This is a genomic window from Rhodobacter sp. P2_H5 (assembly GCF_056403335.1).
In genome coordinates this window covers 253448-277288 of sequence record NZ_JBFUFS010000001.1, presented here as the reverse complement: position 1 = coordinate 277288, position 23841 = coordinate 253448, and the positions used below count along the sequence as shown (strand labels likewise).

General features: G+C 64.2%; 20 protein-coding genes. 8 read left to right on the top strand and 12 right to left on the bottom strand.

Annotated elements, in window-relative coordinates:
* Positions 1–3: 3 nt before the first annotated feature.
* Positions 4–1617: a DUF4139 domain-containing protein gene (locus tag AC1DVR_RS01295; RefSeq protein ID WP_477998709.1), complete on the bottom strand. Its 1614-nt coding sequence runs from the start codon at positions 1615–1617 to the stop codon at positions 4–6.
* Between the two features lie 117 nt (positions 1618–1734).
* Here AC1DVR_RS01295 and AC1DVR_RS01290 point away from each other — a divergent pair, with 117 nt between their 5' ends.
* From AC1DVR_RS01290 to AC1DVR_RS01280, 3 genes are all read left to right on the top strand, one after another.
* Positions 1735–3081 (top strand): aspartate aminotransferase family protein, encoded by a 1347-nt coding sequence (locus AC1DVR_RS01290; RefSeq protein ID WP_477998708.1) that lies wholly within the window; start codon positions 1735–1737, stop codon positions 3079–3081.
* A 79-nt stretch (positions 3082–3160) separates the two neighbouring features.
* Positions 3161–3625 carry a tetratricopeptide repeat protein gene (locus AC1DVR_RS01285; protein ID WP_477998707.1) on the top strand — a complete coding sequence of 155 codons (465 nt, stop codon included), beginning with the start codon at positions 3161–3163 and terminating at the stop codon, positions 3623–3625.
* A 123-nt stretch (positions 3626–3748) separates the two neighbouring features.
* On the top strand, positions 3749–4951 hold the full coding sequence (locus AC1DVR_RS01280; RefSeq protein ID WP_477998706.1) for an ATP-grasp domain-containing protein: 1203 nt from the start codon (positions 3749–3751) through the stop codon (positions 4949–4951).
* Positions 4952–5006: 55 nt separating this feature from the next.
* On the opposite strand, the gene AC1DVR_RS01275 is transcribed toward AC1DVR_RS01280, so the two are convergent.
* The 5 genes from AC1DVR_RS01275 to trhO form a co-directional block, all read right to left on the bottom strand.
* Positions 5007–6029: an aspartate-semialdehyde dehydrogenase gene (locus AC1DVR_RS01275; protein ID WP_477998705.1), complete on the bottom strand. Its 1023-nt coding sequence runs from the start codon at positions 6027–6029 to the stop codon at positions 5007–5009.
* 111 nt (positions 6030–6140) lie between these two features.
* On the bottom strand, positions 6141–6764 hold the full coding sequence (locus AC1DVR_RS01270) for a glycosyltransferase family 29 protein (protein ID WP_477998704.1): 624 nt from the start codon (positions 6762–6764) through the stop codon (positions 6141–6143).
* The gene (locus AC1DVR_RS01265) at positions 6761–7810 is read right to left on the bottom strand and encodes a glycosyltransferase family 4 protein (RefSeq protein WP_477998703.1); all 1050 of its coding nucleotides are present in this window, start codon (positions 7808–7810) and stop codon (positions 6761–6763) included. The genes AC1DVR_RS01270 and AC1DVR_RS01265 overlap by 4 nt, the downstream gene beginning before the upstream one ends.
* Before the next feature lie 55 nt (positions 7811–7865).
* Positions 7866–9098, bottom strand: a complete 1233-nt coding sequence (locus AC1DVR_RS01260; RefSeq protein ID WP_477998702.1) for an MFS transporter — start codon at positions 9096–9098, stop codon at positions 7866–7868.
* Between the two features lie 85 nt (positions 9099–9183).
* The gene (gene trhO, locus AC1DVR_RS01255) at positions 9184–9972 is read right to left on the bottom strand and encodes an oxygen-dependent tRNA uridine(34) hydroxylase TrhO (protein ID WP_477998701.1); all 789 of its coding nucleotides are present in this window, start codon (positions 9970–9972) and stop codon (positions 9184–9186) included.
* Between the two features lie 100 nt (positions 9973–10072).
* Between trhO and pncA the strand changes: the two genes are divergently transcribed.
* The 3 genes from pncA to pncB all read left to right on the top strand — a co-directional run bounded on the left by pncA (position 10073) and on the right by pncB (position 14339).
* On the top strand, positions 10073–10681 hold the full coding sequence (gene pncA, locus AC1DVR_RS01250; protein WP_477998700.1) for a bifunctional nicotinamidase/pyrazinamidase: 609 nt from the start codon (positions 10073–10075) through the stop codon (positions 10679–10681).
* A 61-nt stretch (positions 10682–10742) separates the two neighbouring features.
* The gene (locus AC1DVR_RS01245) at positions 10743–12998 is read left to right on the top strand and encodes a hybrid sensor histidine kinase/response regulator (protein WP_477998699.1); all 2256 of its coding nucleotides are present in this window, start codon (positions 10743–10745) and stop codon (positions 12996–12998) included.
* Positions 12999–13046: 48 nt separating this feature from the next.
* Positions 13047–14339 carry a nicotinate phosphoribosyltransferase gene (gene pncB / locus AC1DVR_RS01240; protein ID WP_477998698.1) on the top strand — a complete coding sequence of 431 codons (1293 nt, stop codon included), beginning with the start codon at positions 13047–13049 and terminating at the stop codon, positions 14337–14339.
* Positions 14340–14348: 9 nt separating this feature from the next.
* Here pncB and AC1DVR_RS01235 read toward each other — a convergent pair whose 3' ends face one another.
* The 5 genes from AC1DVR_RS01235 to AC1DVR_RS01215 all read right to left on the bottom strand — a co-directional run bounded on the left by AC1DVR_RS01235 (position 14349) and on the right by AC1DVR_RS01215 (position 18764).
* Entirely contained in the window at positions 14349–15071 is a 723-nt protein-coding gene (locus AC1DVR_RS01235; protein ID WP_477998697.1) for a hypothetical protein, read from the bottom strand.
* A gap of 65 nt (positions 15072–15136) precedes the next feature.
* The gene (gene arfB, locus AC1DVR_RS01230; protein ID WP_477998696.1) at positions 15137–15559 is read right to left on the bottom strand and encodes an alternative ribosome rescue aminoacyl-tRNA hydrolase ArfB; all 423 of its coding nucleotides are present in this window, start codon (positions 15557–15559) and stop codon (positions 15137–15139) included.
* Positions 15560–15801: 242 nt separating this feature from the next.
* Positions 15802–16422: a queuosine precursor transporter gene (locus tag AC1DVR_RS01225; protein WP_477998695.1), complete on the bottom strand. Its 621-nt coding sequence runs from the start codon at positions 16420–16422 to the stop codon at positions 15802–15804.
* Positions 16423–16521: 99 nt separating this feature from the next.
* The gene (gene mepA, locus AC1DVR_RS01220; RefSeq protein ID WP_477998694.1) at positions 16522–17406 is read right to left on the bottom strand and encodes a penicillin-insensitive murein endopeptidase; all 885 of its coding nucleotides are present in this window, start codon (positions 17404–17406) and stop codon (positions 16522–16524) included.
* Positions 17403–18764, bottom strand: a complete 1362-nt coding sequence (locus AC1DVR_RS01215) for an MFS transporter (protein WP_477998693.1) — start codon at positions 18762–18764, stop codon at positions 17403–17405. Before AC1DVR_RS01215 ends, mepA begins: the two co-directional genes overlap by 4 nt.
* Before the next feature lie 120 nt (positions 18765–18884).
* Between AC1DVR_RS01215 and AC1DVR_RS01210 the strand changes: the two genes are divergently transcribed.
* Both AC1DVR_RS01210 and recQ read left to right on the top strand, forming a co-directional pair.
* A complete protein-coding gene (locus AC1DVR_RS01210) occupies positions 18885–19163 on the top strand; it encodes a YggT family protein (protein WP_477998692.1) in 279 nt (92 codons plus the stop codon).
* Between the two features lie 54 nt (positions 19164–19217).
* Positions 19218–21269: a DNA helicase RecQ gene (recQ, locus tag AC1DVR_RS01205; protein WP_477998874.1), complete on the top strand. Its 2052-nt coding sequence runs from the start codon at positions 19218–19220 to the stop codon at positions 21267–21269.
* On the opposite strand, the gene AC1DVR_RS01200 is transcribed toward recQ, so the two are convergent.
* Complete coding sequence (locus AC1DVR_RS01200) at positions 21270–23810, bottom strand: response regulator (protein WP_477998691.1); 2541 nt, start codon at positions 23808–23810, stop codon at positions 21270–21272. It abuts the gene before it with no gap.
* Positions 23811–23841: the final 31 nt, after the last annotated feature.

Genomic DNA, 23841 nt, shown 5'->3' with positions numbered 1-23841 from the left:
CCCCTATTCCACCTCTTTGCCCTGCGGCCAGGAGATCACGCTGTCGAGCTTGACCTCCTTGGTCTCCTTCGGGCCCAGATCGAAATCCCAGGCGAGGATGCCGCGCTGGCCATCGACATCCTGCACCGACACCTTCGGGTCGGCGGTATAGGTGATCTTGATATCCTCGGTTTCCGAATAGGGCACCTGATCCATGAGATGGACGGGCCAGGCCTCATCCGTCAGGTTCTCGACCTTCAGCACCGCCTTCTCCTCGATCTGGGTCGAGGAGGTGAAGATCCCCCGGTCACCCTCGGCCCGCTGGGGCATGTCGCGGGTCAGCTTCAACCCCTCGATCGCGCCGAAGCCAAGGTCCACCTTGCCACCGGGGGCCAGAACCTGCAAATCCGTCCCGCCGACCAAGGCCCCGTCCCGCGTGAGAATAGCTCCGCCGGGCAGCAGGATTTCCTTGGAGGTATTGGTCAGCTTGGCGACCAGAAAGGCCGTGTGGTCGTAACGCGGCACGGCAAGGGCCTGCACTTCGGGGGTGAAGGTCAGCTGATCCAGTTCCAGCCGCAGGTTTTCCACCCCAGAGGCCACATCGACGGCGGCGGCGTAGTGATAGACTACGGTATCGCCCTGATAGGCGGCCGCGCCGTAGTTCGATTTCGCAACCATTGCCTCCACCATCGGCGCCGGCTCGGCGACATCCCCGGACCCATCCGCAGCCAAACCGCGGCTCGGCGGGACGAATCGCTTGAGTTCGGGGTAGAGCCGCGACGCCTCGGCCTGTTCGCCGGGCCGCGCGGTGGACAGGGTCAGATCGACCCCGGCCCAATCCTCGCCGGTCGACTGGCTGACCAGAACGCCCCGGTCCACCGTCAGCTTCGGCGCCTTGCGGTCCAGCGCCATGTCATAGACCGGCAGCCAGGAAGCGTCGGAGACGTAATGCGTCACGGTCAGATGGCCGCCCTTGCCGGTGCTGGTGACGGCAACGGACAGGGCTGCGTAATCCTCGTCCCCCCGCGACAGGGCCTCCTGCGCGGCCTTGGCCTTGTCCAGCGCCTCTTGCGCCGCGGTGACGGCTTCCTGAGCAGCGGGCAGGCCCAGATTTGCGGCCTGCGCGGCCTGACGCGCCGCCAGAACCTTGGTCTGCACCATATCGGCAATCGCGGTCAGCCCCTCGGCCGTCGCGCCGGAACCTTCCAGCTTCAGCCCGGTCAGAAAGGCGATCTGGGCCTGCTGCGCCTCGACCTGGGCAGAGATCGCATCGACGGCGCCCTGCGCCTTGGCCAGATCCGCCTCGGCGGATTTGACAAGGGCCTTAGCTGAATCCATCGCCGGCGTGGTAGGCTCGGTGCGCGGCGGCAGACGGTCGGTGCGCAGCGCAAAGGCCCCGAGCGTCGCATCGGGCGAGGTCAGGCGCAGCAACTGCGGAACGGTCTTGGCGGGCAGATCGGTGATCAAGACCTCATGCGCGCCGGGTGGGGCATCAAAGCTGACCTCGCGGGTGATCTGGGCACCCTGCGGATAGATCGTCACGGCGGTGATATGGCTGGTGGCAAGCACGGTGTCTGCCCAAAGCGGCACGGGAATGGACAGCGGAACAAGGGCCAAAAGGCCAAGGGGGATGCGCATGAAAATTCTCCTGTAATTGACCTCAGCCTAGGCCCGCCGGCCCCTTCGGGCAAGCGGCTTTGCCCCCTTGCTGCCCCTGCCGCCTCCTGCCACTCTCCGCCCAAACAGGAGCCTGCCATGTCCACCAGCCACGCCAAGACTGAACATCTCAAAGCCACCGATGGCCTGCCCAAGGTGATCCGCGCCAAGGGCAGCTATCTTTGGGACATGAACGGCAAGCAATATATCGACGGTTCGGGCGGGCCTGCGGTCTATAGCCTTGGCCATGCCAATGACGAGGTCAACGCCGCTGTCATGGCGCAGATGAGCTCGATCGCGCATGGCTACCGCTACAACTTCACCACCGACGCTTTGGAGGAGCTGACCGAAATCATCCGCGCCCATTGCGGCGGCACCCTGCGCGAGATGGTCTTTGTCACCGGCGGGTCGGAGGCCGTCGAAAGCTGCCTCAAGATCGCGCTGCAATACCACACGGCCAATGGCCAGAAATCCCGCCGCCGTTTCATCTCGCGCCAGAGGTCCTGGCACGGCAACACGCTGGGCGCGCTTGGGGTTTCGGGCTTTGCCGAACGGACAGCGGCCTATGAGGGCGCCTTCATCCCCTCGATCAAGCTTTCCCCGGCCAACGCCTATCGCCCGATCTCCGGCGCCACGCCGGAAACCCTGGCCGAGGCCTGCGCCGCCGAGCTTGAGGCCGCCATCCTGCGCGAAGGCCCCGAGACCATCGCCGCCTTCATCTTCGAACCGGTCGTCGGCGCCGCAGGCGGCTGCGTGCCGGCGCCCGAGGGCTACGCCCAGCGTGTGCGCGAGATCTGCAGCCGTTACGGCGTGTTGATGATCGCGGATGAGGTGATGTGTGGCGCCGGCCGCACCGGCACCTGGCGCGCCTTGGCTTACGACGGGGTCGAGCCTGACATCATGTCGGTCGCCAAGGGCCTCGCCGCAGGCTACCTGCCTTTGGGCGCCGCCATCTGCACCACGGCCGTCTGGGAGGTGATCCGCGCCCGCGACGGGGCCTTCGGCACCGGGCACACTTTCTCCGGCCATACCGCCGCCTGTGCCGCAGGCGTCGCCGTGCAAAAGATCATCGCTCGCGAGGGCCTGCTGGAAAGGGTCGCCGCCAACGGCCCGCGCCTCAAATCCTGGCTGGCCGAGGCGCTGTCGGGCGTCGAGGCCCTGGGCGACATCCGCGGTCGCGGCCATTTCATCTGCGCCGAACTTGTGGCCGACCGCACCTCCAAGGCCGCTTTTCCCGCCCAGCACCAGCTTGCCCTGAAAATTCGCGCCCAGGCGATGGAAAACGGGCTTGTCTGCTATCCGGTCAGTGGCAATGTGGATGGGGTCAACGGCGACATCGTGATTCTTGCGCCGCCCTACAATTGCAGCGATGCCGAACTGGACGAGATCGTCACGAAATGCGCCACCTCGATCCGGCAGGTTCTTGCTTCCGAACACCTGGCCTGACCGCTGTCACGCAGGCTTGAAGCCGGAAATTTCAGGAATCACCGTACCATCCTGACCAAGAGGAATAAGGAGACTTCCGATGACACATATTTTCAGCAGCTTTCTCGTGGGCATTCTGGCCATTTTCTCCGTCCTGGCCGCCCCGGTCATGGCGGCAGGCACCAGCGACGGCAGCAGCGCCGCAAGCCCGACCGTCTCGGCCTATGACGAGGCCAAGGCCATGGTGGACGAGGGCAATTTCGCCGCCGCCCTGCCCAAGCTGATCAATGTGACCAAGGAAGACCCCAAGAACGCCGATGCCTGGAACCTGCTCGGCTTCACCTATCGCAAGCTTGGCCAGCTGGCCGACAGCGACAAGGCCTATCTGACCGTCTTGAAGATCAATCCCAACCATCTGGGCGCGCTGGAATATCAGGGCGAGCTGTTCATCACGACCGGCAAGATCGACAAGGCCAAGGCCAACCTCGCCAAGCTGCAGGGGCTCTGCGGCAAATGCGAACAGGCCGAGGATCTTGAGAAGGCCCTGAAAGCTGCAGGGGCGTAAGCCCCGCATCGCCCCCCGCGGGCTTCGCGCCAAGGCGCAAATAATCCGCTGTCGGGCCAGGACCTAAACCACTCGTTCACTTCCTTGGCGTAGCCCTTCCTGAACGCATCAGAAGGAGCGCCCATGCAGCACGCAGATCCCGCAGCCTTTCGCAGGCCCGTCAGCCGCAGCCTCGGTCAGGCCGCGATCTTGCGCCAGCTTTACGCGCAGGTCGATCTGACGCCGCTAGCCGCCCATCTGATCGCCCGCGCCGGGGCAGAGGTGGCCGATCCGGGTGCCGCGATGGATCTGTCGACCCTGCTTCTGGCGCAGGGTGGCGATCTGGCCGCCGAGGGGCGCGTGATGCAGCGCGCCGCCGTGCAACTGCAGCCGAGTTACGAGGTGATCCACGGCGCCGGCACCGGCCCGCGGGTTCTGGCCCTGGTGACGCCGGGCGATTTCATGACCAACACGCCGATCGATTTCCTGCTGGCCGGCTCGGACGCCGTGCTGATCCAGCATTTTGTCGATGAGGCGACCGAAAGCCTCGACAATCTGCCGCCGCATGACGTGATCTTCATGGCCGTGGGCGAAGGGCCGGAAAACGCCGGCGTCTTGGCCAACCTGACGCGCTTGTTGAGGAATCACCCCGGCCCCGTGCTCAACAACGCCCCGCGGCTGATCGCCCGCCTGACCCGCGACAACGTCAGCGCGATGCTGTCCGACGTGCCCGGCCTGCTTTGCCCGCCGACCCGCCGCGTCAGCCGCTTCATGCTGATCGCCGCTGTCCGCGCGCGACGCTTCTTCGACTTTCCCGCGGTGATCCGCCCGGTGGGGTCGCATGCCGGGCAGGGCCTCGCCAAGGTCGAAAATACCGAGGAATTAGACGCATTTCTGGCCACCCACCCGGAGGAGGAGTTCTTTACCGCTCCCTTCATCGACCATCGCGGCGCCGACGGGCTTTATGCCAAGGCGCGGGTCGTGCTGATCAAGGGCCAGCCCTTCGCCAGCCACATGGCAGCTTCACAGCACTGGATGGTGCACTATCTGAACGCGGCGATGGAAACGAACCCCGGCAGACGCGCGCTCGAAGCGGCCTGGATGGAAGATTTCGACAGCGGTTTCGCCCAGCGCCACGCCCAGGCCTTCGCCGGGCTGGCCGAGGCAATCGGCCTGGACTATTTCGGCATCGACTGCGCCGAATTGCCGGACGGGCGGCTTCTGGTCTTTGAACTCGACGTCGCGATGATCGTCCATGACATGGACAGCGCCGAGGTGTTTCCCTACAAAAAACCCGCCATGCGCAAGCTTTTCAAGGCCTTCGTCGCCGCCCTTGAAGGCGCCTGACCCCAAAGAAAAAGGCCCCACCTCGCGGCAGGGCCTTTACGCAATCTCGAAAGACTCAACCCTTTTTCAGGACCTTGCTGCCCAGAAGCTCGGCGATCTGCACCGCGTTCAGGGCCGCGCCCTTGCGCAGGTTGTCCGAGACGCACCACAGCGACAGGCCGTTTTCCACCGTCGAATCCTGGCGGACCCGGCTGATATAGGTGGCATATTCGCCCACGCATTCGATCGGCGTGATGTAGCCACCCGGCTCGCGCTTGTCGACGAGCAGGATGCCCGGCGCCTCGCGCAGGATGTCTTGCGCTTCTTCCCAGTCGAGCGGCTCTTCAAACTCGATGTTGATCGCTTCGGAGTGGCCGACGAAAACCGGGACGCGGACGCAGGTGGCCACGACCTTGATCTTGGGGTCGAGGATCTTCTTGGTCTCGGCCACCATCTTCCACTCTTCCTTGGTCTCGCCCGAGTCCAGGAAAACGTCGATCTGCGGGATCACGTTGAAAGCGATCTGCTTGGTGAACTTCTTCGGCGCGACCTCCTGGCCGGGGACGTAAAGCCCCTTGGTCTGGTCCCAAAGCTCGTCGATGCCTTCCTTGCCGGCACCCGACACGGATTGATAGGTCGACACCACAACGCGCTTGATCTTGGCGCGGTCGTGCAAGGGCTTCAAGGCCACGACCATCTGCGCGGTGGAGCAGTTGGGGTTGGCGATGATGTTCTTGTTTTTATACATGAAAATCTGATCGGCGTTCACTTCCGGCACGATCAGCGGGATCTGGCTGTCGTAGCGGTAAAGCGAAGAGTTGTCGATCACGACACAGCCCGCCGCCGCAGCCCGGGGCGCATAGATCTTGGTCGCATCCGACCCCACGGCGAACAAGGCAATGTCCCAGCCGGTGAAATCGAAAGTCTCCAGGTCCTTGGTCTTGACGGTCTTGTCGCCAAAGCTGATTTCAGTGCCCAACGATTTTCGCGATGCCAGTGCGGCAATCTCGTCAACCGGGAACTCGCGCTCGGCGAGGATGTTCAGCATTTCGCGGCCCACGTTGCCCGTGGCACCCGCGACGACGACCTTATAGCCCATCGGGGTTCTCCTTTATGTCAAAGACGGTTGGGCCTTAGCCTATGCGCGCGGGGGGCGAAAGGGGCGAATGGGGCAAAGCGCCAACTCTCCGCCCCAGCACAGATTATTCCGTTAAAGCGGAGGGACCTTCAGCGCAAAGCGCGCATCCCGCGCCATCAAAGCCTCGACAAAGCCGCGCTCGGCGACGAAATCATGCGGCACCTGCGCCGCCGTCCGACTGCCCGAGAGCGAAAGGCTGGCAAAGAAGTCAAAGCCGTAAAGATCAACCGAACGCGCCGGGCTGCGCGCCAGCAGGTCAATCATCATCAACCCGGTGGTGGGCGGCGCCCCCAGCAAGGCCTTCAGCCGAAAGAAATCCTCCAAGGGCGGCAGGGCAAATCCCGGGTGGCTCGCCACCGCCCAGGGCAGGCGCTTGCGCTTGTGCGACATCCAGAGGACCAGACGCGGGTTTAGCCGGGCCAAGGTCGCGGCGTCCAGACTGGTAGCGAGGCACAGCACATCGGTGCGGCTGCCGTGGCTTTCGGCGCTTGGCATCGGGGCGCGGTTGATCCGCAGGATCAGGTCGGCGGCGTCAATATCGGCCCCGAACTGCGCCTTCCCAAGGCTTTGCGCATTGCCGATCAGCGCGATCCGCCCCCGCATCTGCGCCAGAACCTGCGCCATGGGCAGGCCCATCGCGGCCAGCGGCGCCTCTTGCCGGCAGGTCCGGGCGAGGTAGAAGCCCAGCCTTGTCACGGCGTGTCCAGCATCTGACGATAGATCCCGACCAGGGTGGCCGCCTCATCCTCGATCCGGTGACGGGACAGGACATGGGCGCGGGCGGCCTCACCCCCCGCTTTCAGCAAGTCGGGATTGTCGATCCAGACCGAAAGTGCCCCGGTCAGTGCGGTGGCATCGCCCGGCGTCACCAAGGAGCCGACCTGCGGGCTGATCAAGGTCTCGAACGCGCCAACGCGGGCGGCGACGACCGGCACAGCGCAAGCCATCGCCTCCAAGGGCGTCAGGCCGAACCCCTCCCACCTTGCCGGGGCCACGAACAGATCCAGCGCCTGATAGTGGCGCACCACCTCGGCCCAGGGGATCTCGCCCAGAAAACTCACGCGGTCGGCGATGCCGGCGGCGGCCAGCCGGGCCAGCTGGGCCTCATGGAAGGCCTTGTTGTCCTCGGTCACCCGCCCGGTGAAGATGATCCGGACCTTGGGGCGCGAGGGCAGCAGGGCGCAGGCGGCCTCGACCAGCAGATCGACGCCCTTTTGCGCGCGGACCCGGCCAAAACAGCCCAGAACCACCGCATCCGGGGCGATCCCCAGGCTTTCGCGCAGGGCAGCACGGTCGGGCGCGGGGTGGAAAACCTGCGTATCGACGCCATGCATGACCACCGTGGCAGGCACCTGCAGATAGGATTTCGCCCGTTCCGAGGTCGCCACCACGCGGTCCATCTTCGCGATCATCCAGCGGGTGAAGCCCTTGTGGTGGCGCTGCGCGGCCGAGGTGAACAGCAGCCGAAACTTGCAGAAGAACAGATGCCGCAGGATCAGCCCCAGCGCCATTTCCGTATTGCGCCGCGCGTGCCAGACCCGCCAGCGCTTGCGCGACAGAAAGGGTAGCCGCGCCAAGGCGATATGCGGCATTTCGGGCGGCAGGCCGGGCCCGGTCGCCACAATCCCGATCATCTTCGCCTGGATCGGGATCAGCCGCACCACCGTCGCCGTGACCCCAGACAGGCGACGCTTCAGGTTCGGGGCGATCACCTCGATCGGGCGGGATTGGGCTTCGGGCATGACATCCTCGGGCATTTTAACCCGCGATAGCCCAAAGAACGGCCCTTGGGAAGCGTCAGGCGGGAACGGCCACCATCCGCTCGCGGATCGGCAGGTGGATCAGCGCCGAGAAGGCGCCGACGCCGATGCCGATCCACCAGACCATGGTGTAATCCCCGGTCAGGTCATACATCCGCCCACCAAGCCAGACGCCGAGGAAACTGCCGATCTGGTGGCTGAGGAAGACAAAGCCATAAAGCGTGCCCATGTAGCGCAGCCCGTACAAATGCGCGACCAGACCCGAGGTCAAAGGCACCGTCGCCAGCCACATCGCCCCCATGACAGCCGAGAACAGCAGGACCGAGCCCGGCGTCATCGGCAGCATGATGAACAGGATCGAGGCCACGGTCCGCCCGGTATAGATCCCCGCCAGCAGGTATTTCTTCGAATAGCGCTTGCCCAGAAGCCCGGACAGGATCGAGCCGGCGATGTTGAACAACCCAATCACCGAAATCGCCACCGCGCCGAGGATCGAGGTCGAGGAGATCCCGATCCCGGCGAGGATGCCGCTCGGGTCAATCGCGCCGCAGCGTTCGGTGACAAAGGCCGGGAAATGCGCCGTGATGAAACCCAGCTGATAGCCGCAAGAGAAGAACCCCATGAAAATCATCGCAAAAGACGGGTCCTTGAAGGTGCGGACCAAGACCGTGCCCAGCGATTCCTCCAGTTCGGCCTTGCTGGCCATGGGCGAGGATTTGAGGAACGGCAGCGCGAACAACGTCACGAGGATCACCACCGCGAAGATGCCGAAAACCGTCTGCCAATGGTAATGCTGCAGCAAAAGCTGCGCCGTGGGCGCGCCCACCACCTGCCCGGCAGAGCCCGCCGCCGTGGCAAGTCCCAGCGCGAGGCTGCGATGTTCAGGCCGTGCCGCGCGGCCGATGATGGCGAGGATCAGGCCAAACCCGGTGCCCGCGATGCCGAAACCGACCAGAATCTCCAACAACTGCATGGTGCCTGGCGTTGTGGCATAGGCCGAAAGCACCAGCCCCAGCGCGTAAAGCAGCGCCCCCGCGATGATCGCCTTGCGGTCGCCGAACTTCTCGCCCAGCGCGCCGAAGATCGGCTGGCCGATGCCCCAAGCCAGGTTCTGCACCGCAATCGCCAGCGAGAAATCCGACCGCGGCCAGCCGAATTCAGCCGCGATCGGGATCTGGAACACGCCAAAACTGGCGCGGATCGCGAAGTTGAGCAGCAGAACCGCACAGCCGGCAATCAGAACCGGGGTGAAGATCGAGGTTTTCGGCATGGCTTGCCCCAGTATCGGGTGAAATGTCGGGCGAAACTGGCGCTGCGGGCGGGCGGGGTCAAATTCTAATTTGTGATCGGTACAATCAAATTTTCGGGCCGCACTCCGGGCAATCGGCGCCCTCGAGGAAAGGATGCCCGCAGGCCCGGCACATCCGCGCCTTGCCCTGGGTCAACCCGTGGCCCACCGCGACCCGGGCGTCAAAGACAAAGCACTCGCCCTGCCAGAGGCTTTCTTCCGCAGGCACCTCCTCCAGATATTTCAGGATGCCGCCCTGCAAATGGAAGACCTCGGGCACGCCCTGACCGAGAAGGTAGTTTGTTGATTTCTCGCAACGGATGCCGCCTGTACAAAACATGGCGATGCGCTTGCCCGCAAAACGGGTGCGGTTTTCCTGCCACCACTGGGGGAATTCGCGAAACGTGCTGGTGCCGGGGTCGACCGCCCCGGCGAAACTGCCGATCGAGACCTCGTAGCCGTTGCGCGTGTCGATCACCGCCACATCGGGGGAGGAGATCAGCGCGTTCCAGTCCTGCGGCGGCACATGGTGGCCGACCCGGGCCAGAGGATCGACGCCTTCGACGCCCAGCGTGACAATCTCGCGCTTCAGCCGCACCTTCAGCCGGGTGAAGGGGTTGGCCTCGGCCTGGCTTTCCTTCCAGACCAGATCGGCGCAGCCCGGCAGGGCGCGGATTGCATCCAACAGCGCATCAATCGCGGCGCGGCTGCCCGCAACCGTGCCGTTGATCCCCTCACCGGCCAGCAAAAGCGTGCCCTTGATCCCCTCCGCCTGGCACAAGGCCAGCAACGGCGCGCGCAAGGCAGCGGGGTCCGGGAAGGGCGTGAAGTGGTAAAGTGCCGCGATGATGATCATGGCCGCGCCTTAGTCCTTCGCGGCCGCCAACTCAAGGCCCGCGCCGGCTTGACCCCCGTTCGCTGCATGCCTAACCCTGATCCCAAGCATGGAGGACCAGATGCGCCTGAGCGATGAAGCCCTGATCGTGATCGACGTGCAGAACGATTTCTGCCCCGGCGGCGCCCTCGCCGTGGCCGAGGGGGAGGCGATCATCCCCCGCATCAATGCCCTGATGGACGAATTTCAGACCGTCGTCCTGACCCAGGACTGGCACCCCGCCGACCACAGCTCCTTTGCCGAAAACAACCCCGGTCACGCGGCTTTTTCGCAGATCGAAATGCCCTACGGGTTGCAGACCCTCTGGCCCGCCCATTGCGTGCAAGGCTCCGAGGGCGCGCTGTTTCACCCCGATCTGCGCACTGATCCGGCGCAGCTGATCCTGCGCAAGGGCTTTCGCAGCGCCATCGACAGCTATTCCGCCCTTTTCGAGAATGACAAGAAAACCCCAACCGGGCTGGAGACTTACCTGCGCGGGCGCGGGATTGCCAAGCTGACCTTCGTCGGCCTTGCCACCGATTATTGCGTGGCCTTTTCGGCGCTCGATGCCGTGGCCCACGGCTTTGCCGCCACCGTGCTGGAGGGCGCCTGCCGCGCGATTGACCTTGGCGGCTCGCTTGCGGCGCAGAAAAAGGCGATGACGGCGGCCGGGGTCACCTTGCTGCCCTGACCTTCAGCCTTCCTTAACCCTGAGGGCCTAAGCCTCATGTCAGGACCGGGAAGGACTTGGCATGGCGGAGAGCCGCGACATTCGCACCGAAGCGCTGATTGACCTCGCGCATTTCGAAGACCGGATGAGCCCGCATGGCCGCCTTCTGCGCTATGCGCAGGGGCGCAACGTCGCCGTCTGGCAACGGCAGATTCTGATCCTGTTTGGCGGGGGAATCATCGCCCTTCTCGACTCGCCGGGACTTGCTCTGACCCTGGCGCTGCTGGCCTCGGGAAGCGAGGTCGTCGATCATCTCAGCCTGCGCCGGGTGCTTGGCCGCCTCGAAGGCGGGGACGAAGGGCCCTGGCCGCTGCGGCTGGCGCTGGTGTCCGCCGGGGTGCAATCCACCGCGATCGCGCTCTGCGTTGCGCTGACCTGGCGCAGCATCCCCCTGCACGAGTCGCGGTTCTTCGCGGCCGCCTGCCTCATCGCGGCCATCGTCAACGCGGGCCTGACCAGACCGCTGCTCCGCGCCGTGGCGGATCTGCGGCTGGCGATCTTGGGGTTGACCCTGTTTGTGCTGATGGCGCTGGATCTGGCAATGCCGCGTCTGGCCAGCTCGCAGGAATATGGGTTTTTCGCCGCCGCGGTCGTGCTGCTGACCTACATCTCGATCCTCTTCATCAACGAGATCGAGAAGAATGAACTGGAACGACGACGCAATGAATATGCCCTTCTGAAGCATCAGCACGAACAGGAACTTGCCCGGATCGAGCTTGCCCGCTCGGATCAGGACGGCCAGCGCCTTGCGCTGGTTGCGAAATATGCCAATGACAGCATCCTCGTTTCCGGCGCCGATGGCCGGATCGAATGGGTGAACGATGCCTTTTCCCGCAGCACCGGCTATACTCTGGCCGAGGTCGCGGGCCGTTTGCCGGGCGAGGTGCTCAATGCGCCCGAGACCGATCCCGAAACCACCGCGCAGCTCGACACGGCGCTGCGCCAACATCGCGCCGTCCGGGCCGAGGTGCTGAACCGGGCCAAATCGGGCCGGCTGTTCTGGGTGGAAACCTCGATCACGCCCATTCTCGACGACACCGGCCAGCTGCGCCACTGGGTCGCCGTCGAGCGCGACATTTCCGAAGCCAAGGAGCGTCAGGCCGAGCTTGCCCGCGCCCATGCCGCGATGGAGGAGGCGGGCCAGGCCAAATCGCGCTTTCTGGCCAATATGAGCCATGAAATCCGCACCCCGATGAATGGCGTGATCGGCGTGGCCGAGCTTTTGGCCGATACCAAGCTGAACCTCGTGCAGCGCGAATATGTCGACACGATCGTGGAGTCCGGCCGCCTGCTGCTGGAGATCATCAATGACATCCTCGACCTTGCCAAGCTGCAGTCCGGCAAATCCACGCTGGAAAGCCGTCCCTTCTCGCTCGCGGCGGCGCTGAACGGGGTTTTGCGCATTCTGGAACCCGTCGCGGCGAAAAAACAGCTGGAGTTGCAGCTGATCCTGCCGCAGGACGCCACTGTTCTGGGCGACGAGGGCAAGCTGCGGCAGATCCTCCTGAATCTCGCCGGCAATGCGGTGAAATTCACCCGCGAGGGCGCCGTCACGATCACGGTGCATCCGCCCGGCCCCGACGCCGACCTGCTGCGGGTCGAGGTCGCGGACACGGGGATCGGCATTGCGCAAGACCGGATCGGGCGCATCTTCGACAGTTTCAGCCAGGCCGACGACGGGATTTCGCGGCAATACGGCGGCACCGGGCTGGGCCTGACGATCTGTTCGATGCTGGCCGAGCAGATGGGGGGCGGCATCTCGGTCAGTTCGCAGATCGGGCGCGGATCGGTTTTCACCCTGCAGGTGCGGATGGCCCGCACGACGATGCCCGCGCCGGGGGCGGAACTGCGCAACGCTTCGCCGTTGCGCCCTGGTCTGCGGGTGATGATCGCCGAGGACAACCGCACCAACATGATGATCGTCCGCAAGATGCTGAAAGACCAGGTCGCCAGCCTGATCGAGGCGGAAAATGGCGCCCAGGCGCTGGATCTTTACCGGGCGCGGGCGGTGGATCTGGTCCTGATGGACGTCTCGATGCCGGTGATGGACGGGCTGCAGGCCACCCGCGAGATACGGAATTACGAGGTCGCCAAGGGCCTGCGCCGCTGTCCGATCGTGGCGCTCACCGCCAATGCCTTTGGCGAAGATCGCGCCGCCTGCTGGGCCGCGGGCCTCGACGGGTTTCTGGTGAAACCCCTCGCCCGCGCCGATCTTCTGGCCGAGATTGAGCTGCATTGCCCGGCCGACATCCTGCCCCGCCGCAAGAAGGGGCTTTGACCTTTCCGCAACCTTGCTGCCATAGTCACCGGCAAGAGGAGCGCGCACATGGTCGATCTTGCTACCAGAGTCTGGAACCACCGTTGGAAGATCGACCCGATTGTGCGGTCTCTGATCGACACCGACTTTTACAAGCTGCTGATGTGCCAGTCGATTTTCCGCAACCGGCCCGACACGCAGGTGCAGTTCAGCCTGTTGAACCGCAGCCGGCAGATCCGTCTCGCCGATCTGATCGACGAGGGCGAGCTGCGCGAACAGCTGGACCATGTCCGCTCGCTGTCGCTTTCCCGCGGCGAAAGCACCTGGCTGCGCGGCAACATGTTCTACGGCAAGCGCCAAATGTTCCGCCCCGATTTCATGGAATGGTTCGAGGGCCTGCGCCTGCCGCCTTACCATCTGGAAAAGCGCGACGGCCAGTACGAGCTGACCTTCGAGGGCCGCTGGCACGAGGTCATGCTCTGGGAAATTCCCGCCCTCGCCGTCCTGATGGAGCTGCGCGGCCGTGCCGTGCTGCAACGCCTCGGCCGGTTCGAGCTGGAGGTGCTTTACGCCCGCGCCATGACCAAACTGTGGGAGAAGATCACCCGCCTGCGCGCGCTGGATGGTCTGAAGATCGCCGATTTCGGCACCCGCCGCCGGCATTCCTTCCTGTGGCAGGATTGGGCCGTGCAGGCGATGATGGAGGGGCTGGAGAACCGCTTCACCGGCACCTCGAACTGCCTGATCGCCCAGCGCCGTGACATCGAGGCGATCGGCACCAATGCGCATGAACTGCCGATGGTCTATGCAGCCCTCGCCCGCGACGATGCCGAACTGGCCCAGGCGCCCTATCAGGTTCTGGCCGACTGGCAGGACGAACACGAGGGCAACCTGCGCATCATTCTGCCCGACACATATGGCACCGAAGGCTTCCTGAAACACGCGCCGGATTGGCTCGCCTCCTGGACCGGCATCCGCATCGACAGTGGCGACCCGGCGCGCGGCGCCGAAATCGCGATCCGCTGGTGGCAGGAGAAGGGCGAAGATCCGCGCCAGAAGCTGGTGATCTTCTCCGACGGGCTCGACGTCGCCAAGATCGAGGAGCTGCACCGCCAGTTTGCCGGGCGGATCAAGGTCTCCTTCGGTTGGGGCACCATGCTGACCAACGATTTCGTCGGCCTGGTGCCGAATGACGCGCTGGCGCCGTTTTCGCTGGTCTGCAAGGCGGCCTCGGCCAATGGCCATCCGACGGTCAAACTCTCGGACAACCCCAACAAGGCGATGGGGCCGGCCGATCAGATCGCGCGTTACAAGCGGGTCTTTGGCGTCGGCGCCCAGCAGTCGATGGAGGTGACGGTCTGACGCGTTGCGTCAGGCCATCAGATGCTTCATCGCCTTCTGGGCCAGCGGCAAATGGTCCAGCGCCGTCTGCTTGCCTTTCATTTCCTTCAGTTTATTGGCCCACTCTTCCAGTGAGGTCGCCTTGGACCATTGGACCGTGTGCTTGACATCATCGAGCACGATATCGGCAAAATCGATCAGCGCCTGATAGTCCGCATCATGCCCGGACAGACGCGCCGCCCATTTGGTCTCTTTCATGGTCTTGGCGCGCTGGGCCAGAAGGACGCCATAGTTCTCGATGACATAGAACATGTTGACCGCCTTGACGGCATCTTTCCAGTCCACCGGATTATCCTTGCTGTTCATCACCTTGAGAACATTACGGATCTTCCCGTCGTCGGGCAGGATGGTGAGGATGTTCAGCAGGCTGCCGGCCAGCATGTTGTCGATCATCCATTTCAGGCTGTCGAGATCCAGCGCAACTTCGCTGCGAGTCTCCTTGACGGCGCCGGCCAGCGTCTTGTCCATCCACTTGATCAGATCGGGCGCGGTCTTGGCGAGCTTCGCCTTGTACTTGCCGACGTCCTTTTCCAGACCGTCCAAGGCGTTGTTGATCGACGTGTAGCCCTTGGATCGGGCCTTGTTAACCGCGTCGATGGCGTCGCCGATGCTGACACCCGACACAGCGCCCTTTTTGACATGCTTGTCGCGCTCGTTCTTCCAGAGATCGCGCATTTTCGCCCAGTCCGCCATCCTCTCCTCCCTGCTTTTGGCAAAAGTGATAGCACGTTCGGGTAAGCGAACAATGAGGATTTCCCTCAGTCCTCGGCATCCGGCGTCTGGCGACCTTCCTTGACGCCGCTGCGGATTTTCTTGGCCACGATCCGGCGCTGGATACTGCCATAGGTCGGCTTGGTGGCCAGCCGCCGCTTTGGTGCGATCAGCGCCTGGCGGATCAGTTCGACCAGCCTTTCGCGCGCAATCTCGCGATTTTGCGCCTGGCTGCGGGTGTCTTCGACCTGCAGAACGATGGCGCCCTCATTCGTCCAGCGCCGCCCGGCCAGCCGCTTCAACCGGGCCTTGACCATCGGCGTCAGATGCGGCGAACGCTCTGCCTCGAACCGAAGCTCGACCGCGGTCGAGACCTTGTTCACATTCTGCCCGCCCGGCCCCGAGGCACGCACGAATTGCTCTGACAATTCCCAGTCAGCGATAAAGATGGAGTCGGTTATGTGCAGCATGTCATTGATTCAAAAGAGAAAGGGCCGCCTCGCCGGCGACCCTTCCCGAGTTCCAAGGAGATGGGCCAGTTAGGGCATCCATCCAACCTCAGGGCTTTTTTCAGGGGGTTGCCCCTAGAAAACGAGCCCTCCAGCTGTCCCGACACCACTCTCCAATATCACTCTAGACACTGGATCACCTCCTTTCGAAATTGTTGCCGATGAGGTCAGGTTGGCACAGATTTTGTGTTTGTCAAAATGTTTTACGCTAGCCGTACGCTCATTCGCGCAACAAACAGGCGGAAGGGCAACAATCCGAAGAGCGCGATCCCAAATTTTACGCACCAGTCGGCAACGGCCAGCGAAATCCAGAACGGAACCACCGGTCCGGCCCCCAAAAGCGGCCCGGGTGCCGCGGCCCAGGACACGTCATTGCCCGGCTCCAGAAAGACCAGCGAGGCCGAAAAGGCGATGGTGAAGAAGATCACGCTGTCGATGGTCGAGCCCATCAGGGTCGAGAGCAGGGGTGCGCGCCACCACTCGGCCCGGCGCAGACGGTCAAAGATCGTCACGTCGAGCAACTGCCCGACCAGAAAGGCCGTGGCCGAACCCAGCGCCACCCGCAGGGTGACCAGGGGCCCGAAATCGCCCACGATCTGCGTGCCGATCACCGAGCAGACCAGGCCCGCGACAAAGCCCGCCAGCACAACGGTCCGCGCCGCGCGCACCCCTTGCAGCCGGTTGGTGATGTCATTGACCAGAAAGCTCAGGGGATAGGTCAGCGCCCCCCAGGTCAGATAGGCGCCCATCGGGTGCTGCACGAGGATATTGGAGGCGACGACGATGATCGCCATGGCAAGGATGCCAGGAACCAGAATTTTCATGTTTCAGTCCGTTTTTTACAAGGTCGCGGAGACTTGGCCCTCCCCATGAGGACGGAGGGCCTTTAGCCCCGGCGCGGCCTTGCTGTCAACGGTCGGAACTCAATTCGCCTGCAGAACCGCGGAACACTGGGCCGGCAGATCGGCCATGGTGAACTCGCGCGGGCCCTTCTTGTGCGGCGGTTTCGGGCCCGGGTTCTTCACCGGCTTGGGGTGCAGATAGGCGTCCGACACCCACCAGGCCAGGGTCTCGTCGCAACCGCTGCCGCCCTTCGACAGTTCGGAGACGCTGGGCGACTGGGTCTGGCACAGGCTCGACCCGGGCGGGCATTTCAGCCGCACATGGAAATGGTCCTGATGGTTGGCCTCTGGCCGGATGTGTTGCAGCCACTTGGCATCGGCGGCAGTTGCGTTCTTGCACATCTCGATCTTGATCGCGGCGGCCACGAAAATCCGGTCCACCCGCGGGTCGGAGGCGGCGGCCTTCAGCACCTCGCGGTAGGATCTGTTCCAGTTTTCGTTGACCGAAAGCTGGTCATTGGTGCGGATCGAGATCGAGGAGATCTTCTCGCGCTGCGCCGCCGTCAGCTTCAGGCTGGCGGGCGGCAGGAACCAGACATCGGCATCCAGCCCCATCTGGTGGCTGGCGTGGCCGGAAATCATCGGCCCGCCGCGCGGATTGCCCATGTCACCGATGTACAGCCCGCGCCAGCCAAAGGCGGTGACCTTGGCACTGAGATCCTCAAGATAGGAGACCAGCACCGGATTGCCCCAGTTGCGGTCGCGCGACAGGCGCATCGCCTGCCAGGTCGGTCCACTTTCCGGCAGCTCGACGTTGCCGGCCGCACAGCCGCGCCCATAGGCCCCGATCGGCTGCGCCGCACCCGAGGTCGGCTGGGTATGCGCCGCAAAGAGCTTGGCCGCCGTCGTCTCGGCCAGGGCCGGCTGGGTCATGGCCAGAAGAAGCAGCAGAATCAGGCGTTTCATTCGCGTTCCCCCATCGGTTTGACCCAGATAAGCCCCACCATCCCAAGAATGAACAGCGTGATCAAGGGGATGGCGATGCCTAGGCGCGAAGACCCGCTGATCGCGGTGAAAAGCGCGATGCCGGCCGTGCCCAGAAAGGTCGTGGCCTTGCCGGACAGCGCGTAAAGCCCGAAAGCCTCGGTCGCGCGGGCGGGGGTCGTGTGGAACACCATCATCGTCCGGCTGGCCGCTTGCAAGGTGCCGCCCGCCGCGCCGATGCCGCAACCACAGAGGTAAAAGACCAGATCCGGCAAGGGCGAGCCGGTGGCGAGGCCCAGCCCGAAGAAGCTGTCGCGCGACATGCCCGCCACCACCAGGCAGACCAGGATCAGCACCACCATCGACCCCACGATCACCGGTTTCGGCCCCAGAGCCGAGTCCATCATCCCGCCGATCCAGGTGAAAACCGCCGCCGAAATCGCCGCGATGATGCCGAAAATCCCGATCTGGGTGATCGACCAGCCCAGAACGCCCGAGGCATAGATGCCGCCGATCCCGTAAAGCGCATTCAAGGCGTCGCGGTAGAGCATCGAGGACAGAAGATGCGCCCCAAGGCTTTGCCTTTCGCGCAAGGACAGGATCAGCGCCCAAAGGTGGCGCAGCGACGCGCCGAGCCGCACCCGCGCCTTGACCGGCCCCTCGCTGACCCAAAGCGCGAAGGGCACCATGAAGATCACATACCAGAGCGCGGTAAAGGGCCCGACCGCCCGCGTCCCCTCGCGCAGGCCGGCATCCAGCCCGAACAGGGGCGAGATTCCAATCAGCGTCTTTCCGGTCGCACTGTTTTCGTTGAAAAACAACAGCATGATGACCAGCGACACGATGCCGCCCAGATAGCCCCAGGCCGAACCCGAACCCGAGATCTTGCCCATGTCCTCATCCCCGGCCAGATGCGGCATCAGTGCGTTGGTGAAGATCGTCGCAAACTCCATCCCGATCAGGCCGATGCCGAACCAGACCATCGCCATGAAAAGGTCGGGCTCCACCGGGTTCAAGGTCCAGAGCATCGCGGAGCCGATCACATAAAGCGCCGAAAATCCCCAGATCCACGGCATCCGCCGCCCGGTGCCATCGGCGACGGCGCCAAGGATCGGCGCAAGACAGGCGATCAGGATGCCCGAAATCGTCTGCCCCGTGGTCCAGTAGGTCTGCGCCGCGGCATGGGCCGCCTCGGGCGCCATGCCGGAGGCTGCGAACTTGCCCGTCGCCACCTCGGAAAAGTAGGGCGAGAAAGTGAAGGTCAGCAAAAGCGTGCTGTAGGGCTGGCTCGCCCAATCGAAGAAAAACCAGCCCCAGATGCGCTGCCGCTTGCTTGCCATGACCTGCCCCTCGTTTTGGCCAATCAAGCCCGAAGCGGCGGCTTTAAGCAAGCGCCGCAGAAGAGATTGCGCTTGGTCGCCATGCAGGCTACCACATCTGCGCAAACGAAAGGTCCGCTCATGGGTTCGCTTCAAGCCATCCTTCTGCTCATCCTGAACATCGCCTATTGGATTGTGCTGGTGCATGTCATCATGAGCTGGTTGATCAACTTTCAGGTTCTCAACCTGCGGCAGCCTCTGGTGGCGCAAATCTGGTACGGTCTTTCCAACACGCTGGAGCCGGTCTATCGCCGTGTCCGCAAGCTGATCCCGATCTCGGGCGGCATCGACTTTGCGCCGCTGATCGTCTTTGTCATCATCCTGTCCCTGCGGATCATCGTCACGCGCAACGTCTATTGACCCCCGCAGGGGTGGAGTGCCGTCGTGTTTGAGAGCCAGGCCGCCAGTGACCCGATGACCTCGGCCAATGCCCTGCTCCACCAGGTCTGGGGCTTTGCCGGTTTTCGCCCCGGTCAGGCCGAGATTGTCGAAGCGGTGATCGAGGGCCGCAACACCCTGGCCATCATGCCGACGGGTGGCGGGAAATCCTTGTGTTTTCAACTCCCTGCGCTGTGTCGCGATGGGGTGACTGTCGTCATCTCCCCCCTGATCGCCCTGATGCGCGATCAGGTGCGGGCCTTGAAGGCCGCAGGGGTGGAAGCGGGGGCGCTGACCTCTGGCAACACCGAGGATGAAACCGAAGAGGTGTTTCAGGCGCTGGACGAGGGTCGGCTCAAGCTCTTGTACCTCGCCCCTGAACGTCTGGCGGCGGCGGCGACCATGTCCATGCTGCGCCGGATCGGCGTCTCGATGATCGCGGTGGACGAGGCGCATTGCGTCAGCCAGTGGGGCCACGACTTCCGCCCCGATTACCTGCGCATCGGCGAGCTGCGCCGAAGCCTGGGCGTGCCCCTCGCCGCCTTCACCGCCACCGCCGATGCCGAAACAAGGGCCGAGATCGTCACCCGCCTGTTCGACGGGGCTGCGCCGACGACCTTCCTGCGCGGCTTTGACCGGCCGAACATCCGCCTGGCCTTCGCCGTCAAGGACTCTCCGCGCGACCAGATCCTGCGCTATGCCGCTGCCCGCAAAGGCCAATCCGGCATCATCTATTGTTCCAGCCGCGCCAAGACCGAAATTCTGGCCCAGGCCCTGCGCGAAGCGGGCCACCTCGTCCTGCACTATCACGCCGGGATGGAGGCGGAAGAACGCCGCCAGGCCGAACTGCGTTTTCAGCAGGAGGATGGGCTGATCGTGGTGGCCACCGTCGCCTTCGGCATGGGGATCGACAAGCCCGATATCCGCTGGGTCGCCCATGCCGACCTGCCGAAGTCGATCGAGGGCTATTACCAGGAAATCGGCCGCGCCGGACGCGATGGTGCTGCGGCCGATACGCTGACGCTTTACGGCCCCGACGACATCCGCCTGCGCCGCAGCCAGATCGATGAGGGCGCCGCCCCGCCCGAACGCAAGGCCGCCGACCACGGCCGCCTCAACGCGCTTTTGGGTCTGGCCGAGGCACTGCATTGCCGGCGTCAGGTGCTTTTGACCTATTTCGGCGAGGATTCGCCGCCCTGTGGCAATTGCGACCTTTGCCAGCGCCCGGCCAAGCTGTTCGATGCGACCGAATCCGTCCGCAAGGCCCTGTCCGCCGTGCTGCGCACCGGGGAATATTTCGGCGCGGGCCATCTGATTGATATCCTGACCGGAAATTCCACCGCCAAGGTGGTCGAGCGTGGCCATGACAAGCTGCCGACCTTCGCCGTCGGGCGCGATCTGTCGAAATCCGCCTGGGCCGCCGTCTTTCGCCAGATGATGGGCCGCGATCTGGTGCGCCCCGATCCCGACCGTTTCGGCGCCCTGCGGATGACCGACAGCGCGGTACCAATCCTGCGCGGCGAGGAGTCCATCACTCTGCGCGCCGATACCGTCGAAAAGGCCGACCGGGCCGAGCGGACCACCGCCCGCGTTCAGGTCGACGAGGAGGATGTGGCGCTCTTGACCGCGCTCAAGGCCAAGCGGCGCGATCTGGCCCAGGCGCAGGGCGTTCCGGCCTATGTTGTCTTTCCCGACAAGACGCTGATCGAGATGGCCGAACGCCGACCGCAGACGCTGGACGAGATGATCGGCATCAACGGCATCGGCGCGCGCAAGCTGGAAAGCTACGGCCAGGCCTTTCTGGAGGTCATTCTGGGCGAGAAAGCCGCCGTCCCGCATCCGACGCGGCGCAAATTGTCGGGCCGTGAGGCCGGGCCGATCTATGATCGGCTGGAAGAGGCGCAGGTCGCCCTTTCGCGCGGTGACAATGGTCTGGGCAAGTACCTGTCCTGCACGCCCGCGACGCTGAAGCAGATCGCGGAAAGCCGGCCCTCGACCCTGGCGGAGCTTTACAACCTGCATGGCATGGGCGAGGCGCGCACCGAACGCTTCGGCGCCGCCTTTCTGGAGATTCTGCGTCAGGCCTGATCAGGTACCGGTCATCTTGACCTCGCGCTGCACGGGCCGCGCCACGGGCGGGCAAAACTCGGCCAGAACGTCACAGATCGCCACCTTGCGCAGCGGTTTGGTCATGTAGCGGTCGATTCCGGCGGCGAGGATATCTTCGGCATCGCCCTCCATCGCCAGGGCGGTCAGGGCGACGATGGGCAGGTGGGTTCGCCCGCCCTCCAGCGCACGGATGGCGCGGGCGGCGTCGCGGCCATCCATTTCCGGCATCGAGATATCCATGAAGATCAGATCCGGCCGGAAGCTCTGAAACAATTCGACCGCCTCGCGCCCGTTGTTGGCAAAGACCAGTTCGATATCGACATCCTTCACCATCTTCTGGAAGACCAGCTGGTTGGTCCGGTTATCCTCGGCCGTCAGGACTCGCATCGCGCGCGAGGCTTCGGCTTCGGGGGCGGGTGCAGGCGCCTCAACGCGCACGATCTCTTTCAGCCGGCGGTACAGATCCGAGCGCAGGATGGGTTTTTGCAGGATCGCGGCGAGGTGTTCCGCCCCTTCCCCCTCGCGCGCCTGTGCCGGGTTCGACGACAACAGCACGATCGGCATCGCGATCCCCTGCGCGCGGATCCGGGCGGCGAGGGTCAGCCCGTCCATCTCGGGCATCGAATGGTCGGTCAGGACCGCGTCGAAACCGGCGTCATGGGACAGCACCTCCAGCGCTTCGGCGCCGGAACGGCAGAGCGTCACTTCGACCCCGCAGGGCTGCAGCTGGCGTTCCAGGATGGTGCGGTTGATGAAGAGGTCGTCCACCACCAGAACCCGCCGCAGGTTGATCGGCAGATGCGGCACATCGGCGTCCTCGGCCACCGGCAGCGTCACGCGAAAGCCGAAAACCGAGCCCTTGCCCGGCTCGCTGTCGACCCAGACCGCGCCCTCCATCCGTTCGATCAGGCGCTGGGTGATGGCAAGTCCCAGACCCGTCCCCTCGAACTTGCGGTTGGATTCGCTGTCCACCTGGTTGAATTCGCCAAAGATATGGTCGAGGTGTTCGCCCGCGATGCCGATGCCGGTGTCTTCCACCGTGACATGCAGCTGCTGTTCGCCTGCCTCGGTGGGCAGCCCGACCACGCGGATCAGCACATGGCCCTTGTCGGTGAACTTGACCGCATTGCCCACGAGGTTGGTCAAAACCTGACGCAACCGCCCCGGGTCGCCCACAAAGCGCGTTGGCAGGAACATGTCGAAATCGATCATCAGGTCGATCCCCTTGCTGCGCGCCTTGGGCTGCAACAGCATGGCCACCTCGTGGATTGTACGTTCCAGATCAAAGGGTTCCGGGTAAAGCGTCAAACGCTCGGCCTCGATCTTGGAATAGTCCAGGATGTCGTTGATGATGACCAGAAGCGCCTCGCCCGAGGATTTGATCGTCTCGGCAAACAGCCTTTGTTCGGGCGACAAGGTGGTGTCGCACAACAGTTCCGCCATACCGACCACCCCATTCATGGGCGTGCGAATCTCGTGGCTCATATTGGCGAGGAAGGCGGATTTGGCGCGGTTGGCGGCCTCGGCGGCCTCGGTCGCGGCGAGAAGGGCGGCCTCGGCCTCTTTCTGGTGGGTGATGTCCATCCTGAGGCCGACTCGGCCACCGTCGGGCGTGGGGTGGTCCTGGCCGCGGATCCAGCGGCCATCCTTCAGCTGCTGTTCGAAGGGCGCGTTGGCCGCCCGGTGTTCGGCCATCCTCTGGGCGAGCCAGGCCTCCTCCTCGCCCTCGGCCACCACATGCTGGCCATGGGCGAGGCCATAGCGCAGCATGTCCTCAAAGCGCACCCCCGGTTTCAGGATGGGGGCGGAGACCGAGAAAATCTCGCGATACCGTTGGTTGCAAGTCAAAAGTCGGTCCTCCCTGTCAAAAAGTACAAAGCCGTCGGGGATCGCCTCGATCCCGGCCCAGATGCGCATCTGTTCGGTGATGTTGACCGACAGCGAGACGAGGTCGCCATCCTGGGCCCGCCTGTTCACCAGCTTGATCCACTGCCCGTTGGTCATCTGCAGGGTCACCGGTTCGATCGGGTCGGCGTCCAGACGGGCCACCATGTCGGCCACGAAGTCATCGACGGTCCGACCGGCCAGTTCGACCCGGTCGGCATCGGCCAGGCGCAGCATGATATCGGCATAGGTGATGCCCGGCGCGATCGGCAGACCTTCGAGCGGGCGCAGAAAGGCGCTGTTGGCCGCGACCAGCCGCAGGTCGGAATCATAGACCGCAAACCCGTCGTTGATCGTGTTGATCGAATCCCACAGCCGCCGTTCCGCCATCACCGCATGGGTATGGGCACGGTCGAGATCCTCGATGAAGCGTGATTGCTGGCCCTTCAGCTTTTCCGCCTCGGAGACGGCGCTGCGGGCAATGCCGCGCTGTTCGACGATCTGGTCGGACAGGGACCGCGCGTGGATCGACAATTTCTCATTGGCGGCAAAGAGTTCGCGGCTTTTCTGTTCCAAGAGACGTTCGGCGGCAAGCCGTGCGCGTCGTTCCTTTGCCAGACGTTCCACACTGTCCATCCCTGCCTGCGCCCGTTCCCCAGCCCCACGG